Origin of the sequence: Pseudomonas sp. B16120 (genome assembly GCF_044218845.1) — a bacterium.
Lineage (GTDB): Bacteria > Pseudomonadota > Gammaproteobacteria > Pseudomonadales > Pseudomonadaceae > Aquipseudomonas > Aquipseudomonas paracarnis.
In genome coordinates this window covers 1,921,333-1,938,344 of the sequence record NZ_CP162588.1, presented here as the reverse complement: position 1 = coordinate 1,938,344, position 17,012 = coordinate 1,921,333, and the positions used below count along the sequence as shown (strand labels likewise).

General features: G+C 58.9%; 15 protein-coding genes. 9 read left to right on the top strand and 6 right to left on the bottom strand.

What is annotated here, in order from left to right; translation table 11 throughout:
- The first annotated feature begins 17 nt into the window (after positions 1-17).
- On the top strand, positions 18-1,757 hold the full coding sequence (locus tag AB4P90_RS09220; RefSeq protein ID WP_014717652.1) for a Gldg family protein: 1,740 nt from the start codon (positions 18-20) through the stop codon (positions 1,755-1,757).
- 4 nt (positions 1,758-1,761) lie between these two features.
- On the opposite strand, the gene AB4P90_RS09215 is transcribed toward AB4P90_RS09220, so the two are convergent.
- From AB4P90_RS09215 to AB4P90_RS09205, 3 genes are all read right to left on the bottom strand, one after another.
- Positions 1,762-2,070 (bottom strand): hypothetical protein, encoded by a 309-nt coding sequence (locus AB4P90_RS09215; RefSeq protein WP_003189853.1) that lies wholly within the window; start codon positions 2,068-2,070, stop codon positions 1,762-1,764.
- Between the two features lie 260 nt (positions 2,071-2,330).
- Positions 2,331-2,765 carry a DoxX family protein gene (locus AB4P90_RS09210; RefSeq protein WP_003189852.1) on the bottom strand — a complete coding sequence of 145 codons (435 nt, stop codon included), beginning with the start codon at positions 2,763-2,765 and terminating at the stop codon, positions 2,331-2,333.
- Positions 2,766-2,869: 104 nt separating this feature from the next.
- Positions 2,870-4,291, bottom strand: a complete 1,422-nt coding sequence (locus AB4P90_RS09205; RefSeq protein ID WP_032904985.1) for a transglycosylase SLT domain-containing protein — start codon at positions 4,289-4,291, stop codon at positions 2,870-2,872.
- Between the two features lie 236 nt (positions 4,292-4,527).
- Here AB4P90_RS09205 and AB4P90_RS09200 point away from each other — a divergent pair, with 236 nt between their 5' ends.
- From AB4P90_RS09200 to AB4P90_RS09170, 7 genes are all read left to right on the top strand, one after another.
- Complete coding sequence (locus AB4P90_RS09200) at positions 4,528-5,334, top strand: TatD family hydrolase (RefSeq protein WP_395605830.1); 807 nt, start codon at positions 4,528-4,530, stop codon at positions 5,332-5,334.
- A gap of 96 nt (positions 5,335-5,430) precedes the next feature.
- Positions 5,431-6,900 carry a methyl-accepting chemotaxis protein gene (locus AB4P90_RS09195; protein ID WP_102667032.1) on the top strand — a complete coding sequence of 490 codons (1,470 nt, stop codon included), beginning with the start codon at positions 5,431-5,433 and terminating at the stop codon, positions 6,898-6,900.
- Positions 6,901-7,134: 234 nt separating this feature from the next.
- Positions 7,135-11,799 (top strand): RHS repeat-associated core domain-containing protein, encoded by a 4,665-nt coding sequence (locus AB4P90_RS09190; RefSeq protein WP_395605829.1) that lies wholly within the window; start codon positions 7,135-7,137, stop codon positions 11,797-11,799.
- The gene (locus AB4P90_RS09185) at positions 11,796-12,206 is read left to right on the top strand and encodes a DUF6896 domain-containing protein (protein WP_019821405.1); all 411 of its coding nucleotides are present in this window, start codon (positions 11,796-11,798) and stop codon (positions 12,204-12,206) included. The genes AB4P90_RS09190 and AB4P90_RS09185 overlap by 4 nt, the downstream gene beginning before the upstream one ends.
- 339 nt (positions 12,207-12,545) lie before the next feature.
- The gene (locus tag AB4P90_RS09180) at positions 12,546-12,839 is read left to right on the top strand and encodes a polymorphic toxin type 47 domain-containing protein (protein ID WP_240048553.1); all 294 of its coding nucleotides are present in this window, start codon (positions 12,546-12,548) and stop codon (positions 12,837-12,839) included.
- The gene (locus tag AB4P90_RS09175; RefSeq protein ID WP_106111551.1) at positions 12,839-13,228 is read left to right on the top strand and encodes a hypothetical protein; all 390 of its coding nucleotides are present in this window, start codon (positions 12,839-12,841) and stop codon (positions 13,226-13,228) included. The genes AB4P90_RS09180 and AB4P90_RS09175 overlap by 1 nt, the downstream gene beginning before the upstream one ends.
- A 117-nt stretch (positions 13,229-13,345) precedes the next feature.
- Positions 13,346-13,708, top strand: coding sequence for an Mpo1-like protein (locus AB4P90_RS09170; RefSeq protein WP_003189844.1), 363 nt, complete (start codon positions 13,346-13,348; stop codon positions 13,706-13,708).
- 9 nt (positions 13,709-13,717) lie between these two features.
- Here the strand turns inward: AB4P90_RS09170 and AB4P90_RS09165 are convergent, their stop codons facing one another.
- The 3 genes from AB4P90_RS09165 to AB4P90_RS09155 all read right to left on the bottom strand — a co-directional run bounded on the left by AB4P90_RS09165 (position 13,718) and on the right by AB4P90_RS09155 (position 15,687).
- Positions 13,718-14,515 carry an acyl-CoA thioesterase II gene (locus AB4P90_RS09165; RefSeq protein WP_003189843.1) on the bottom strand — a complete coding sequence of 266 codons (798 nt, stop codon included), beginning with the start codon at positions 14,513-14,515 and terminating at the stop codon, positions 13,718-13,720.
- 89 nt (positions 14,516-14,604) lie between these two features.
- Positions 14,605-15,366 (bottom strand): CHAD domain-containing protein, encoded by a 762-nt coding sequence (locus AB4P90_RS09160; RefSeq protein WP_032902640.1) that lies wholly within the window; start codon positions 15,364-15,366, stop codon positions 14,605-14,607.
- Between the two features lie 42 nt (positions 15,367-15,408).
- The gene (locus AB4P90_RS09155) at positions 15,409-15,687 is read right to left on the bottom strand and encodes a hypothetical protein (protein ID WP_003189839.1); all 279 of its coding nucleotides are present in this window, start codon (positions 15,685-15,687) and stop codon (positions 15,409-15,411) included.
- Between the two features lie 216 nt (positions 15,688-15,903).
- On the opposite strand from AB4P90_RS09155, the gene AB4P90_RS09150 reads away from it, so the two are divergent.
- Positions 15,904-16,941, top strand: coding sequence for a patatin-like phospholipase family protein (locus AB4P90_RS09150; protein ID WP_003189836.1), 1,038 nt, complete (start codon positions 15,904-15,906; stop codon positions 16,939-16,941).
- Positions 16,942-17,012 lie beyond the last annotated feature (71 nt).

The window sequence follows — 17,012 nt, the reverse complement described above, 5'->3', positions numbered from 1 at the left end:
GAAAAGGAAGACCACTGATGGGATCCGCTTTTCGTGCGGGTATGACACTTCTCGTCATATCACTGCTGTTTCTGGCATTCAATCTAGTCTGGGCACCCAAACTGCCCACTGTTCGCTGGGACTTTTCCGAAGAAAAAATCCACACCTTATCGCCCGCGGCGCAGCAACTGCTACTGTCACTTGAAAGCCCACTGGATCTGTATTACTTCAATACCCTCAATGCGCCGCAAAAAAGCCAGGCATTAGAACGTTATGGTCGGCGCGTGGAAGACGTGCTCAAGGCGTTCGAAAAAGCGGCAAACGGCCTGATCAACTTACATATCATTAACCCCGCTCCCTTTTCTGAAGATGCCTACAAAGCCCGCTTGTTTGGGCTTGATGACACACAAGGATTCCTTGGCCTTATCGGCACCCGTACTGGCCAGGGCGCCCAACGCATCGAAGCGTTCCGGCCTGAGCACGAGTCATTACTCGAATATGAGATCAGCCACCTGATCTATAAGTTGGGGCAGCCTGAGCGTGCCACTATCGGCCTGCTGTCGGGACTGGCGTTAGACAAATCGGCCAGCGAGTTGCTGGGGTTGATCCGCGAGCAATTCAACGTGGTGGAACTGGCTGCGAACATCGCCCAGGTTCCGTCATCCATCGCGACATTGATAGTCGTACAGCCGCACGCTTTACCTGAACGAGCCCTATATGCCATTGAGCAATCGGTATTGAAAGGCACCCAGTTGATGATGTTCCTCGACCCCGTGAGCGAGATGGGCGCTGACGCCGTGCCAGCGAACGCCAGAATGGAGGGGCTGCTGAACGCGTGGGGCATCCAAATGCCCGCGGATAAGCTGTTGGTGGATAATCTCTATGCCTCATCAGCCACGCCCGGCCCGGGAATGCCCCGGGTACTGCACCCGGCCAGGCTACACCTTCCATCACAGGCGATGACTCCAACGGATGTCAGCGCCTGGGGGCTGGACGCCGTGATGGTCTCAAGCAGCGGCGCGCTTTCCCTGGCCCCCAAGAGCCGTTCACTGTTGACCCCGCTTCTGTTGAGCTCACGGCAATCGGCCCTGCTGGACGCGAAACGCTTTGGCTCGGCGACGACATTTGACTCACTTATCGATGAAACGGCGACTTCAGGGCAGCGCCATGTGATCGCTGCGCGCGTTGAGGGGCCCGCTTACTCAGCGTTTCCCGACGGCCTCAAGGGCCAGCCGCCCGGGCTGCAAAAAGCAGAACTGATCCAGATGGTGGTCGTGGCCGACACCGACTTGCTCGCGGACACAGTCAGCCATGCACGCAACGGCAACGCGCAGTTTGTATTGAACACATTGGATAACCTGGCGGCGCCCGAAGCACTCCAGCGCATTCGATCCCGTGTCATGCGCCAACCGTTGCACAGGCTGGAACACATGCGCGACGAAGCCGCACAGGCTTATCGGAAAAATTCGCTTGAGCTCCAGCGACGACTTGAGCAGACAGAGCAAGCATGGCGCGAGTTGAACCCAGCGCACACGCGGCTTATCACCCAGGCGGTGGATACCAATACGCAGTTGCAGGTACTCAACAAGGAGCGCCTGCAGTTGCCCATCGAGTTGCATACACTCAAGGCGCAGGCCTATGCCCCGGTGCAGCGTTTCGAGCGACAGCTCAAAGGGCTGATGGTCGTGCCTCTACCGCTACTGCTGTGCCTGATTGCCGGGTTACTGTTCCTGTACCAGCGCAAGCGTCGACTCCTCGCACTGGCAACCTTTCACTAGTCGCTCAGCGACGGGCAATCAGCCCTTGCCGGGCAATGCGCGTCAGTTGGTGGATCACCTCATGGGCGTTGCTGGCACTCGGTGCCTGAATCACTGCAAGGTCGAAACTGTCGCTGGCAAAACGGGCCAGGGAATCGCCGTCTTCCACAAACTGGATCAGGAACGCCGAAGGCCGACCGGAACGGCGTGGCCAGCCGTCCAGATAACGCAGCAGTGTCGGCTGGTGCTTACCGCCCAGGAGGATTTTCGGATTGCGTTGAGTCAGGTCCGCGGTGATCGGGGCCAGGCGTATGAGGGGGCGTAGTGCATTCATCGTGTCGTGTCTCTGCCTCAAAAGTCTGCGGGCAGGTGAGAGGCAACACCGAACCAGCGCTTTAGCGGTATTTCGAGGAACGCCCTGCGTGAGCAAGCGTACTTCTGTCGGGCTGCATTGAGACCCAGTGGCGCCCCGCAATTAGCTGTTTAAATCGGCGCATGAGCAGCATCCTAGAGAAGCCTGTGGGGCAGTGTCAAGAATCCCGGGCAACGAAAAGGCCCGCATCAGCGGGCCTTTTTGTGCAGCTTGCTAAACGATCAGTGAGTGATCGCGCGGTCGACAGACAATTTGCCCGCACCTTCCAACAACACCGCCAACGCGCCGCCGAGCAACGCCAGTGCGAACTCATAACCGTTGTTGGCCATGAACAGCCCGTTGTGGATGTGTACAGAGAAAATCGCCACCAGTGTCAGGAAGGTCAGGCCCAATGCAGCAGGGCGAACCAGCAAACCGATGATCAGGGCCAGGCCGGCGAAGAACTCGGTACCGCCCGACAGCAGCGCCATCAGCGTGCCCGGCGCCAGGCCGATGCTTTCCATCCATTGTGCGGTGCCCGCCAGGCCACCACCGCCAAACCAGCCGAAGAGCTTTTGCGAACCGTGGGCAGCGAAGATGATGCCGACGAAGATACGCAGAATAGTCAGGCCATAACCGGCGCGAGTGGACAGTACACGGGTAATCATTGGGCTCATGGGGGTAAATCCTTTTCCAGGTAGGGGTTGGTTGGCCGCTATATTAATCAGTTTAAGCAATGGTAAAAGCCGAAATATTGCCTAATTTACATCTAAAAAATCGATTATTCACGCGATGCAACTTTAGCCGCAGGCGGCTCCAGAGACTCGCGCTCCCGATCGAACGCCAAATAATACTTGTTGACGCTATTAACATAGCTGACGCCGCCCATCCCTACCTGCTCCATGGCAATGCGTTCAACCTGGAAGAACCACTGATTGGGGTTAAGCCCACGGCGCTTGGCCTCGGTGCGCATACCTTGCACCCGCTCCGGCCCCATGTTGTACGCCGCCAGCATAAAGGCCATGCGCTCGCGCTCATTGAGCTTGGGGCTGGAGAAAAACTTGCGCCGGATCATCGCCAGGTAACGCGCCCCCGCCTGCACATTACTGTCGAGCGACTCGATATTGTTGACCCCCACCCGCTGCGCCGCCGACGGCGTGATCTGCATCAGGCCGGTAGGGCCTCCACTATTGCGTGCGCCTGGGTCCAGGGAAGACTCCTTGAACGCCAACGCCGCCAGATTCAGCCAGTCCATACCTTGCTCACGCGCATGTTTTTGCAAAACCGGGCGCAGTTTTTCCAGGCGCTGGCGGTCAGCCCGCGCCAATGGGTTACGGACCTGGTAGAGGCGTCGATAGATACGCTGGAAGGCCACATCCTGGTCGGAAGGCGTGTGATAGGTCTTGAGAAACCGATCGATGCTGGCACGCAGCATCGACGCGTCCTGACGCACAAACCAGAACTCGTCGCCTGGCTCGCTGATGACGACCTGCTTGTCAAAGCGCAACTTGGGCAGGATTTTCGACCAGCGTTGAGCAATCGGTTTTTCCACGATCGTCAGGTGAAAAATCCCCGCCTGCACCATCTCCAGGACATCTTCCACCGCTAGGCTCGGGTCAACCCATTCCACTTTCACTGGTGGGCGCTTGTGCAGGGCCAGCTTTTGATTGACCTGACTGATAGCGTCCACCGCCGCACTACCGGTGGTCAGCGTCACCGTGCGACCCGACAGTTGCTCCAGTTTGGTATACCGTCGTTCACCCTTGACGCCCACCAGCCACAACGGCACATCGCTGACAATCGGGGCGCTGGCGCTGACCTTGTGCACGCCTTTCACGTCCAGCAACTCACCGGGCGCCACCAGGTCACCTTCACCACGGGCCAGCGCACCGAGTAACTGGTCCTTGGCCTTGGGGATGATCTTGAGGTTGATGGCCTGCCCATCACGGGCATGGCCGTTGAGGTACTGCTCGAAGGCGCGCAACCGATGGTATTCGACACCGATGGCCTGGCCCTGCACTTCACCGGAACTGTTGCGGCTCTGGTTGACCAAGACACGCAGGGTGCGGCTGGAGCGAATTTGCGCCAGGTCGCGGACCTTGCCGGGCTTGGCCACTTGCAGCGGCCCATCCAGACGTGCGACCGCCGTCATGGGCAGCAATAACGCCAGGCACAACATAAGCAACGCCGAGGGTCGGATCATCCGCTCTCCGGAAAGAAAACTGGCCAGCGCCTGTGCGAATTACGCAGTGCTGGGGGTCAGAAACAGAGCGCTTTATGCGCTGGCAAGGCGTGCAACAGCGCCAAGGTGGCAGGCAATCGGCCCACCACAATGTCGCTTGCGACGTTCAAAGACAGCGTTAACGCATTGTAGTTCTTGGTTTTTCTTATCAATCTACAGCTCTGATATGCTTTCCGGCCGCAGGCGGAGATAGCACCATGCAACTCATTGATATTGGCGTCAACCTGACCAACCCCAGTTTCGACGAGAGGCACACGGCCGTTCTCGAACGCGCCTACGCCGCTGGCGTGCAGCAATTGGTACTCACCGGCACCAGCGTCGAGGGCAGCGAACAGGCCCTGCAACTGTGTGTAAAACTCGACGAAAGCGGCCAGCGCCTGTTCAGCACCGCCGGCATTCACCCCCACTCTGCCAGCGACTGGAACAGCGACAGCGCCCAACGTCTGCGTGGCTTGCTGGGCGACAGCCGAGTGCGCGCCGTGGGTGAGTGCGGGCTGGATTTCAATCGGGACTTCTCCCCTCGCCCCCAGCAGGAAAAAGTCCTCGAAGAACACCTGGCCCTGGCAGTCGAGCTGAAACTGCCGGTGTTTCTCCATGAGCGCGATGCCAACCAGCGCCTGCTGGAGGTCCTCAAGGGCTACCGCGACCACCTGCCGGCCGCCGTGGTGCACTGCTTCACCGGTGAACAGGCCGCACTGTTCAGTTACCTGGACCTGGATTTGCACATCGGCATCACGGGCTGGATCTGCGACGAACGCCGTGGCACCCACCTGCATCCCCTTGTAAGGGAAATTCCCCGAGGCCGTCTGATGCTGGAAAGCGATGCGCCCTACCTGCTACCACGCACCCTGCGCCCCAAGCCGAAAAATGGTCGCAATGAGCCGGCGTACCTGCCCGAAGTACTGCGCGAAGTGGCCTTGCACCGTAACGAAACGATGGAAGATCTGGCGTTGCACAGCACCGCCTGCGCCCGCCGCTTTTTCGGCTTGCCTGCCATCGATTAATACGGCGCATTGACCCATGTCAAAAGCGCTTTTCTGAATAGCGGCACAATAATGGCACCTTGCCAATACTGTTTCCGCTATCAGAGAAAACCTTCCATGGGTGCCTGGCTTAGCAATATCTCGCTCAAATACAAATTCTGGGCCGTCAACGCGGTCGCCTTCATCACCACCCTGCTGCTGGTGCTGTACGCGGTACAGCTTGAACAACAGGCGCGCAGCCAGGCGTCGCAAGCATCGGCCCAGGCCCAAGGACGCTTGCTCAGCGCCTGGCCAGCCGACAGAACCTTGCCCACGGGTGAGCACTGGCTCGCATTTTCCAAAGGCCAGCCCCCCCAGGATCTACCCACCCTGAGCACTGCCAACGGCTGGACTGAACTCAACCCCATGCCGTTGTTCGGTGAAAACCCGCTGATCGGCGCCGAGGTGATCAGCCGGGCCGACGGCCAGCAGGTCGCAGTCCTGGCCTACGCGCCGAGCCTGAGCCAAGTGTTCAGTGAACGCTTCACCCACTACGCCGTCGCCGTGGCAGTGCTGATGCTGGCCATGCTCGGTGCCTCGCAGTTGTTGATCCGCTTCCTGCTCAGCCAACTCAACACCCTCAAGGATGTGATGCTGCACGTCGAAAAAACCGGCGACCTGTCGGCGCGGGTGCCGTTGGCCTGCAAGGATGAAGTCGGCCAGATGGCCAGCGCCTTCAACGCCATGCAAGCCGGCTACCAGCGCGTGGTCAATACCGTGGCACGCACCGCCCGGCAACTGGACGACGGCGCCGCTCGCCTGGCCAGCAGCATGAACGAGGTGCAACACGGCATGCTGGGCCAGCAAAGCGAAACCGACCAGGCTGCCACCGCCATCAACGAAATGACCGCCACCGTCTACCACATCGCCCAGCACGCGGGCGCCACCCGTGACTTGTCTCAGGCCGCCGATACCCTCGCCGGCAGCGGCCAGGCAGTGGTCAGCCGGGTACAGCGCTCGATCGCCGGGCTGTCCAGCGGCGTACAGCAGACCGCCGAAATGATCCAGAAACTGGCCGAAGACAGCCAGAAAATCAACGGTGTGGTCAGTGTGATCCACAGCATCGCTGAACAGACCAACCTGCTCGCCCTCAACGCCGCCATCGAAGCCGCCCGCGCCGGGGAAATGGGCCGCGGTTTCGCGGTGGTCGCCGACGAAGTGCGCAACCTGGCCAAGCGCGTGCAAAGCTCCACCGACGAAATCACCCGCATGGTCTCGGCGCTGCAAGCCGGCACCCGCGACGCGGTGGACTTCATGCAGGAAAGCTCATTCAAGGCAGATGACTGCGTACAGCAGGCCCAGGAAGCCGGCATCGCGCTGGCTGAAATTACCGGCGCTGTGGCACAGATGCGCGAAAGCAACACCCAGATCGCCGTGGCCGCCGAGCAACAAAGCCATGTCGCCGAAGAAATGAACCGCGCCGTGGTGAGCATTCGCGATGTGACCGAAAACACCGTGCATCAGACCGTGGCGTCGGCCACTACCAGCAATGAACTGGCGACGTTGGCCGGGGAGTTGAGCAAGGCGATTGGGCAGTTGAAGTTGTAAGACTGTTCCAGCTGTAATCCAACTCCTACGACCAAGCCTCGGTTTACCTGAAGTTAAGACGAAACTTCCTCGCCATCCCCGCGAATAACGCCGACTTCTTTTACCTGACAACCGCTGCAAAGTCCCTCGCCTGATCAAACAGTGCGAGGGATTGCAGATGGTGGTGTTCGTTAGAGCCCTGATGAATGGGGCTGTCTCTTGATCTCGGTGCTGGCCAACTTGGTGCTAGTGCCCATGGATCCCGAAGCGCCGAAGGTTGAGCGCGTATTCGCGGATTTCCGCACCTGCCTGAATACCTTTGATACGTGGGCCGACAGCTTTTTAAGTGGTTCGGCACTTAGCGTGGAGCAGGTGTTCAAGGTTGGGGAAGACGTCGCACTGGTCGCGCCGATCTCTTCCGACAAGCCCAGCCGCACGGTCGCTCAATGCAAAGCCCAGGGCGGGCTGACCTTGGTACATCTGTTCGAAAGCACGCAGTTCGTGCCTATCGGCAACACGCCCGTGAGGCTGCAAGCCGTTGCACAGGACGGCAGCCCGGTAGGCGCGCCACTGCATCGGACCATTGGCCCCAGCGGCATTCTTGAAGTCAGCGACTGTAGCCGCGACCAACAGTACGAAATCACCTTTTACCCCACTGTTTCCAAGGCTCACGTCCAGGCGCTGTATGCGTCCTATGAGTCTGTGATCGCCGGGCTGGAAACGGATTTGCGCACGGCATGGGCCGAGCACTTCAAGCCTCGATGGGCAGACTTTGCCAAAGCGCCAGCCTACAAGCGTAGCGGCATTCAGGGCATTGCCTTTGCGACCGGGCTGGGCAAGGCGCTCTACAACCTGTGGGACAACATCACCGAGCTGTACGACCTGCTCGCGAACCTCAAGTCCAACAGCGAAACGTTGCTGAAATACCTGTCCGAGGCCGAGCTGAATGCGCTGCTCAAGCTGGGCAAAGACACGCTGGCCAAGGGGTTGCTGGTACTCAGTGATGAGCCGCTGTTGTTTATCTACCTGTCGGCGCTGGTGGCCTGGGTACGCATGCTGCCGCCACCCGACATGTACGAACTGCTGGGTGAAATCACCGGCGAAGTGTTGATCAACTTGCTGCTGATCTGGGCCACACGGGGTATTGGAGTACAGCTGCGCCTGGGTGCTCAGGTGCTTAGTGGCGTCAAGTCCGGGCGGGCGCGGGCGTTGTTGGAGTTGCTGGCCAAGCAGGTGGCGGGGCCTCGGCTGGAAACCCATGTCGAGGCCGCCAAGCCGGTGTTGCTGAGCAGTGCGGCGACGCCGATTAAGACGGTGCCGGCTGTGCCGTTGAAGGCGGGCGATACGCTGGTTTCGAACCCGGTGCCGATGGTGCGCGGCAAGACCCAGCGCACGACGTTGGTCCGTCAGGAGCCTGTCGATGATGTGCCAACTGTGGCGTCGAATCCGAAGGGCGATGCGGCGGCGCCTGCGGATAAAACGGTCACCCATGGTTGCCCGGTGTCGATGGTCACCGGCGAGGAGTTGCTGACCCTTACCGACGGCGCGCTGGATGGGATTTTGCCGTTTGAGTGGACGCGGCTGTACCGCACCAGTGCGGTGGACATTGATTGTGGATTGGGGTTTGGCTGGAGCCATGCGCTGGCCCATCGGCTGGTGGTGTCGGGCGATTCGGTGGTGTGGACTGACCATGAGAACCGCTCGACTACCCTGCCCTTGCCCACCGATTCTCGGCCGGCGATCACCAATAGCCTGGCGGAAGCGGCGATCTATTTGGGCTCGGCTCCTGATGAACTGGTGCTGGCCCAGGCGTCGCGGTTTTATCACTTTCGTAACGGTGTCTTGGTTTCCATCAGCGATGCGTATGACAACCGTCTGCGCATTTGCCGTGATCGTTCCGGGCGGATTGAGCGGCTGGATAACGGCGCCGGTCGTTCGTTGCTGCTGCGTTATGAGTTGGGTCGCATCGTTGCGGTGGACTACCAAGTACATCGTGCCAAAGGGCGAGAGCCCTACGTGTGGGAGACCGAGCAGAACCTTGTTTCCTACGCCTATGACGAAGACGAACGACTGGTTTGCGCGACCAATGCTGTCGGTGAAAGCGAGCGTTATCGGTACGACGATCAGCACGTCATTCTTGAGCGCCAACTGGCCGGTGGCGCGAGTTTCTTCTGGGAATGGGAACGCGCGGGCAAGGCGGCGCGCTGCGTCCGGCATTGGGCAAGTTTTTCGCAGATGGACACGCGTTACGCCTGGGGGGATGACGGGCGTGTCACGGTGCATAACGCCGATGGTAGCCAGGAGGTGTATGTCCATGATCAGCGGGCGCGGCTGGTACAGAGGATTGATCCGGATGGTGCCACGCATTTCAAATCCTACGACGACCAGGGCCGGCTGACCGTCGAGCAAGACCCGATGGGCGCGGTGACGGCCTATCAATATGACGACGCCGGACGCTTGGTGGCGCTGTTTCCGGGGGAGGATGAGCCGACATCCTACGAGCATGACAATGGGTTCGTACGAGTTGTGCGCCGTGGTGAGGCGGTCTGGAAATATGAGCGTAATGAGCAAGGCGATGTAACGCGTAGGGCCGATCCCGATGGTGAGGTTACTGACTACAGCTACAACAAACAGGGACAACTGACCGGTGTTTGGTATCCCGACAGCAGTTGCCATCGGCTGGTGTGGAACGAGCGTGGGCAGTTGCTTGAGGAGCAATTGCCCAACGGCGGGATCAAGCGTTATCGCTATGACGATCTAGGCCGGCAGATTGCGCGTGAGGATGAGCATGGGGCTCAAACTCAATATCAATGGGATGCCGTCGGGCGTCTGCTAAAGCTGATCGAGCCCGGTGGTGGTTGTAGGGAATTCAGCTACAACCCCTACGGCAAAATCATCGCCGAACGCGACGAACTCGGCCACGTCACCCGCTACGAATACGCAGACGGCCTGCACCTGATCAGCCGCCGTCTCAACGCCGACGGCACCCAAGTCAAGTACCGCTACGACAACGCCCGGCTGCGGCTCACCGAGATCGAAAACGAAGCCGGCGAAACCTACCAACTCGACTATCACCCCAACGGCCTGATCCGCCAGGAAACCGGCTTCGACGGCCAGCGCACCGCCTATGCCTACGACCTCAACGGCAACCTGCTGGAGAAGACCGAATACGGCGACGATAACAGTCAGCTAATCACCCGTTATCAGCGCGACCACGCCGGGCGCCTCGTACAAAAAACCCTGCCCGATGCCAGCGTTGTCGACTATACCTACGACCGCCAAGGCAACCTCCTCAGCGCCGAAGACGGCCACTGGGCGCTGGCCTACGAATACGACCGCCAAAACCGCCTCACCGCCGAACACCAAGGCTGGGGCACCCTGCGCTACGGCTACGACGCCTGCGGGCAGCTGAAAAACCTGTGCCTGCCAGACAACAACCGCGTCACCTTCAACCACGACAAAGGCGGCCACCTCGCCACGGTCGAACTCAACGGTGAAGTACTCACCTCACATCTGTTCAAGAGCGGCCGCGAACACCAGCGCCAGCAAGGCCAACTGCTCAGCCACTACCACTACGACGACCAGAGCCGCCTACACGCCCATGCGGTAACCCAACAGCAAAACCATTTTTACCAACGCCAGTACGACTACGACAAATCCGGCAACCTCACCCGCCTGCTCGACACCCGCAAAGGCGAACACCGCTACCACTACGACCCCCTCGCCCGCCTAACCCGCGCCGACCACTCCCAAGACGTACAGGAACGCTTCGGCCACAACCCGGCGGGCAACCTGCTCATGCAAGACCGCCCCGGCCCCGACATCGTCGCGGCCAACCGCCTGATGATCCAGGGCGACCGCCACTACGACTACGACGCCTTCGGCAACCTCATTCGCGAACGACGCGGCAAAGGCCAGCAACTTGTCACTGAGTACCGCTACGACTGCCAGCATCGGTTAGTCGGGGTTACAACGCCCAACGGCCAAACCGCCAGCTATCGCTATGACCCATTTGGACGCCGCATCAGCAAAACCGTGGACGACAAAACCACCGAGTTTTTCTGGCAAGGCGACAAGCTGATTGCCGAACATCATGCAGAGCGCCATCGCAGCTACCTCTACGAGCCCGGCAGCTTCCGCCCATTGGCGCTACTGGAAGGCTTCGGCCCAAAAGAAACCAAGCCCTACCACTACCAACTCGACCACCTCGGCACCCCGCAGGAACTGACCAACCCCGAGGGAGAAATCGTCTGGTCCGCCCACTACCGCGCCTACGGCCAGATCGCCCGGCTCGACGTGGGCAAAATCGACAACCCACTGCGGTTTCAAGGGCAGTATTTCGATGCGGAAAGCGGGCTGCATTACAACCGCCATCGCTACTACTATCCAGATATTGGTCGCTACCTGACGCCAGATCCGGTGAAGTTGGCGGGAGGGATCAATGGGTACCGGTATGTGCCCAATCCGACAGGGTGGGTAGACCCGCTAGGCTTGAATTCATGCCCAGGCGATGATGGGTGTAAAAAGCAAACGAGTGCTGACGATCCATCCTACAAATCGAGCGTGGATGATGGACAGCCTTCAGCTCCTCTTGTTCACGGAGTAGACGCAACCTTCTTAAATAGAACACACAGCATTGAAGGGAAGCGGTCAACCAAGCGTGTGGAAGAAATTGCTCGCAGTATGCGAAACGACGGATACGATAAAAATACGCCAATAGACGTTTTTGAGTATAACGAGCAACGCTATATTGTTGATGGGCACCACCGAGCTGCCGCTGCAAGACAAACAAAGACGCCAGTCACCATAAAACTAATCCAGAATATAGGTGACCATAACAGCTCGTTCAACAGCACCCAGGACGTAATAGACGCTTCAAATGCAGTAGGACTGGATAGACTGGAAAGGCCTAGACGATGAGAGCTCAGACGCTAGAACATTTGATCACAGAATACTTGGAGCAAGTAAAAAAGGCTACCGACTTACTTGAGCAAGTGTTTGGAACCAAAAATATCATTGGTCTGTGGCGATCCAAAAAAATCCCGCAGCGTGGGACGGTCGCTGCAAATGTCACCTACGAGCTGCACGGTATTGGTTGCAGTGTTTACTTATCTGAAATATGTGTCGACTTTGATTACGGCCCGGACGATAGGGTCGACGGTTTCGACTCGTGGAGGCTGTATATGTACGCATGCGAAACACCCTGCAAGTACAAAAAATATACAGATAAACAAGCCTTGGAACGTGAGTTCAATGCGTACCTAAAAAAGGGCAAAGCCAAGAAAATCGAAGGGTCCACATCTAATTTGTACTTCATACAGTCTTGATGCCGTTCAGGTAAATCTCCTTACCCTAGACACTCTGAATATCGAATATGGGATGGGACTTGACCTCGATAACTGTGAACCAGCCAATGCATGTGCAAACTGACCCAACAACATCGGAGGTAAGCCTTGGTGCCGATCAGTCAAGCGAACGCAATACTCAAAGCAACGAAGATCAAAAGTGGGAGCTGGCTTGCCTGCGAAAGCGGTAGTGCAGTAACAGAGGCAGTGACTGACACACCGCCTTCGCGGGCAAGCCCGCTCCCACAGGGGATCTGCGCTTAACAGACTGGAATCCTTCCCACATTCACACCCACGGCGCTACTCTTTCCCACCGATGGTTTGGATGAGGCTTTTCGCAGAACGCGTATACCCAGGTCCGAATACAGCGTATCGAAATGGGGCAAAGACCAATATGGCAAATCATTTCCAACAGAATGGCGAGTACAAACCGGTCCCAATAGAGGAGCGGAAGTGAATATTGACGATCCTATGCTCGTGCCAAGTAAAGAAGGCCCGAAATCACCTCATATTGGCTATCAAACACCTGGAAAGAGAGGCGACGGAGGAGCCAAAAGAGGCCATATACTGCTCCAACTGGTTCCTGTCAGCCGGTCCAGAATAGGTGTCCCCTGATGAGTTACCTGGAAGACGAAATAGACGAAGCCTGTAATGCGCTGAACCTCGACGCTGGAAAGCTTGATTCGAGCGAACTCAACTTGTTGATAAGCTCTCTGACGAGAAAATTCTTCAAAGCGCAGAGCAATGTGCTTGATCCCATCGAACTGAACGAGAAAAGCACCGAACACAACCCTGACTTTTGGAAGGAGATGCCGCATCGCATTAGCGGGAATGGCCTGGTTCTGCTGGTATTTGACTCAGCGTATAGCGCCTGGAGAATGGAAAACGCTCGAGTGCTAGCCTCTGTGTTAGGCGAAACCACCGGATATCCGTTTTGGATAACCGATAAAGAGCTGACGTTCTTGGTACACATGGATGATCATGACTGTGTCATTTGGGCATGAGGGTCACTCCGCCTAAATTGCAGCCTATGACCCCCATAGCCAGCCCCAATTCGCCACCTCGCCCACCTCAACCTAAACTCTGTTCAAGTTGTTTCAACGGACAGAGGATTCACCACCATGGGCAAACGTCACCCCAACCTCCCCGCCTGGCAATGGCGTCAGTACCCACAGAACCATCAGCACCCAACCAACCTGGCGTTGCACCTGATTGCCGTGCCGCTGTTTATCGTCGGTTTTCTGCTGATCGTGTCGGGCGTGTTCAGCCTCAGCCTGGCCAGCTTCGCGGTCGGTGTGATTGGCATTGTCGCGGGCCTGGCGTTGCAGCGTCACGGCCATAGCCTGGAGGCCCAGGCCAGTGAGCCGTTCAGTGATCGTAAAGATGCGGTGCAGCGCCTGGTGGTCGAGCAGTTCGTGACCTTCCCGCGCTTTGTGCTCAGCGGTGGCTGGTGGCGCGCCTGGCGGCAGCGGCACCACCACTGACCGGCGGGTTCAGGCGAACACCACCACGGTCTGGCGGCTGAGGGCGATCAACTCGCCGGTCGGGCTCCACAACGCAGCGGCCGCGTGGCCATAGCCGTCGCGGGCGTGTTCGATGTTGACGTGGTACTGGCACCAGTCGAGCGTAGTCAGGTCTTGCAACGGCTGGATGAACTCGATGGTCCAGGTCAGGGTGCTGCCCGGCGCGGGCTTTTTCAGGTGTGGCAGCAACGCCGGTGGCCAGGCGTCGACCAGGGCGAGGATATGCGCCTCGGTCAGTGGCTCCTCTTTCACATCCCCCCGCAACCGTACCCAGCCGCCCATGTCGCGGGATTTATTGCCGGTAAACGGCAGGCCACCGACACTCCAGCGCATTGCCAAATGACGCATGAATTCGGGGGTAACGCCCTTGATATAGGGCAGTTCCTGGCACTCATCCCAGTGTTTGAATACCGGTGGCGGCTCACTTGCCACGTCAATTTCGGAGGGGCGAGAGGCGCCAAAACTGGCCTGGACCAGGGTCGCCACTTCACCGTTCTGCACCACGCGCCCCAGCAACTGGCTGACCGCCTTGCCTTCGCGCAGCACTTCGACTTGATAGCTGGCAGGTACATCCGGCGCTACCGGGCCGACAAAGGTGATGGCCAGCGAGCGCAGCGGTCGGTCCGCCGGCACCTGGGCGCGCAGCGCCTCGTACTGCAAGGCAGCGACCAGCCCGCCAAAGGTGGCCCGGCCCTGGGCCCATTCGGCAGGGATGGTGACATCCAGCGGATTGCTACGGGCAGCGTCGAGCAAATCACTAAAGCGCATGGCGACCTCACATCAAGAAAATCCTGGAGGAATCTTAACCATCGAATTGCACAGGCACAGCGCCCATTCCGGCCAAAAACCGGACCGGTTTAAAAACACTCGGCGCTGAGCGTGTCCAGCACACGGTCGGCCTTGCCTTGCGCCTTGAGCATGGTGCGCTGCCACACTGCTACGCAGGGTTGCAGGTCTGGCTCATGGCCGGCCTGGGCCAGCCACTGCCAACAGTCATGCCAGTTACCCAGCGCACTCTGGGCCTTCTTCAAGTGCGACAGGGCGTTGGTGGGTAATTTGTCCAGCTCGGGATACGCCTCGGCGGCATAGCGCACACGTTTGATCAGCAACCGTAGCCGGTGGCGGTCATGATCGGGGTCCTTCAAGGCGCCATCGAGTGCCTGCCATTGCTTGGCCAGGCGTTTCTGGATACGCGGGCGCAAACCCTTGAGCAGTTTCTGGTGCTGGGATGCGCGGATAAACCGTGGGAACGCATCCAGGATCAGCAGCAAGTGCGCCAGCTCCGGGCTTTGCGCCACCTGGCGATAAGCCTCGGGCTGCAGACGCAGGCGTCGATCAGCCGCGTCGTGATAACCGTGCTGATGCAAATACGCCGCCAGCACCTCTCGGTCGCGTAGCGGCGTAGTCAGTTGGCCAACCGTGCTGGCGGCCAATTCAAGCTGTTCGACACCGGGCAGCCCGCGCAAAGGGCGCAACAGGCTGCGCAGGCGTCGCACAGTGGTGCGCAAATCATGCAAGGCTTCATCGTCAGTGACGGCGGCGAGGCGAGCCTGGCAGCTCAGTAACCCTACTTCCAGGCCAATGACCTGAGCGACTAACTGATTGACCAACGCTGACATCCTGCCCTCACTTTCCGATGAAAAATCCTGCCCGCTGCGGGGTCATCGCCCGGCGCGAGACTCACGAATGTAGAACCGCGCTTTCTCGGCCTTGTTGGAGCAGCCCTCGAACGCTTCAAACTGCTGCTGGGTCTTGGCGCCAGTCAACAGCGACAACGCCTTGGAGTAGCTGACAGTGCCGGCAAAACCTTCGGCCTTGGCCAGGTCCAGTTCTTTCCAGGCGGCGTCCAATTGCGAGCCACAGCTGTCGCGATACGCGGTTTTCCCGGCACAACCAGCCAAGGCCAGCACGATCACAGGCACACAGATCCAGGCTTTCATTGATGACACCTCAAATATACAAATTCAGTCGTAGCCTGTAGACGTTGCCTACAGGGAAAAGTGCCTTGTCCTTAGCCTGAAATCGGTAGTACCTATTGCCAGAGCATACCCGAGCCTGATCGCTAGCCTGGAAAAATCTTGCGCGCTGTCAGCAAGGATTGAAGCAGGCCCCTTGATGGGTGCATTGTGGGCCCCTGTTTTGCAAAGGATCTGGCCATGAAGAAACGTGTTGCCTTAGTGCTGGGCTCCGGTGGTGCCAGGGGCTACGCCCATATCGGGGTGATCGAGGAAATCGAACGACGCGGCTATGACATCGCCTGTATCGCCGGCTGCTCCATGGGCGCCGTGGTGGGTGGGATCTACGCTGCCGGCAAGCTCGACGAGTACCGCAACTGGATCGAAAGCCTGGACTACCTCGACGTCTTGCGCCTGGTGGACGTGAGCTTTCGCCTGGGAGCGATTCGCGGTGAGAAGGTGTTCGGGCAAATCCGCAAGATCGTCGGCGATATCAATATCGAGGAGCTGCGCATCCCCTACACCGCCGTCGCCACCGACCTCACCAACCAACAGGAGATCTGGTTCCAGGAAGGCTGCCTGCACCAGGCCATGCGCGCCTCCGCGGCGATCCCGAGCCTGTTCACCCCGGTGATGCAAGGCAACCGTATGCTGGTGGACGGCGGCCTGCTCAACCCGCTGCCCATCGTGCCGGTGGTGTCGAGCCACTGTGACTTGATCATTGCGGTCAACCTCAACGCCACCAACCAGAAGCACTATCAATTGCCGGTGATCCAGCGCCCGCCAGCGTTCAAGAGCCGCTTCAACAGCCTGGCCAAGTCACTGGGTTCGCACCTGCCGTTTCGCCGCAAACAGGCCGAGCAGTTGATGAAACTGGAACAAGAAGCCTTGCAGGCCCAGGCCGCCGAAATCAACCCGTGGCTGGAGTCTGCCGAACCCGAAGCCCAGCAACCTGCCGCGGCGCCGGAGAAAGCTGGCGCACCGAAGTCGGCGACCGGCTCGTTCATCATCGACAACGTCGGTCCTGCATCGCTGTTGGACCTGATCAACCAGAGTTTCGAGGTGATGCAAACCTCCTTGGCGCAATACAAGATCGCTGGGTATCCGCCCGATGTGCTGATCAACGTGCCAAAGCGGGTGTGCCGGTTTTTCGAGTTCTATAAAGCGCCGGAGTTGATCGCTTTGGGGCGGGAGATTGCCAGTGATACGTTGGATCGGTATGAAAGCGAACAGAGTTGAGCGTGTGGGTGTTGCAGATGGCCTCATCGCGGGCAAGCCCGGCTCCCACGGGGGCATGTATTTCAACTGTG

Excerpts from the sequence above, each read along its gene's own strand:
- AB4P90_RS09205 (WP_032904985.1), bottom strand. The coding sequence starts at position 4,291 with ATGATCCGACCCTCGGCGTTGCTTATGTTGTGCCTGGCGTTATTGCTG.
- AB4P90_RS09200 (WP_395605830.1), top strand. The coding sequence starts at position 4,528 with ATGCAACTCATTGATATTGGCGTCAACCTGACCAACCCCAGTTTCGAC.
- AB4P90_RS09165 (WP_003189843.1), bottom strand. The coding sequence starts at position 14,515 with ATGCGCTTTAGTGATTTGCTCGACGCTGCCCGTAGCAATCCGCTGGAT.
- AB4P90_RS09195 (WP_102667032.1), top strand. The coding sequence starts at position 5,431 with ATGGGTGCCTGGCTTAGCAATATCTCGCTCAAATACAAATTCTGGGCC.
- AB4P90_RS09190 (WP_395605829.1), top strand. The coding sequence starts at position 7,135 with ATGGATCCCGAAGCGCCGAAGGTTGAGCGCGTATTCGCGGATTTCCGC.
- AB4P90_RS09185 (WP_019821405.1), top strand. The coding sequence starts at position 11,796 with ATGAGAGCTCAGACGCTAGAACATTTGATCACAGAATACTTGGAGCAA.
- AB4P90_RS09220 (WP_014717652.1), top strand. The coding sequence starts at position 18 with ATGGGATCCGCTTTTCGTGCGGGTATGACACTTCTCGTCATATCACTG.
- AB4P90_RS09170 (WP_003189844.1), top strand. The coding sequence starts at position 13,346 with ATGGGCAAACGTCACCCCAACCTCCCCGCCTGGCAATGGCGTCAGTAC.
- AB4P90_RS09160 (WP_032902640.1), bottom strand. The coding sequence starts at position 15,366 with ATGTCAGCGTTGGTCAATCAGTTAGTCGCTCAGGTCATTGGCCTGGAA.
- AB4P90_RS09215 (WP_003189853.1), bottom strand. The coding sequence starts at position 2,070 with ATGAATGCACTACGCCCCCTCATACGCCTGGCCCCGATCACCGCGGAC.
- AB4P90_RS09210 (WP_003189852.1), bottom strand. The coding sequence starts at position 2,765 with ATGAGCCCAATGATTACCCGTGTACTGTCCACTCGCGCCGGTTATGGC.
- AB4P90_RS09175 (WP_106111551.1), top strand. The coding sequence starts at position 12,839 with ATGAGTTACCTGGAAGACGAAATAGACGAAGCCTGTAATGCGCTGAAC.
- AB4P90_RS09150 (WP_003189836.1), top strand. The coding sequence starts at position 15,904 with ATGAAGAAACGTGTTGCCTTAGTGCTGGGCTCCGGTGGTGCCAGGGGC.
- AB4P90_RS09155 (WP_003189839.1), bottom strand. The coding sequence starts at position 15,687 with ATGAAAGCCTGGATCTGTGTGCCTGTGATCGTGCTGGCCTTGGCTGGT.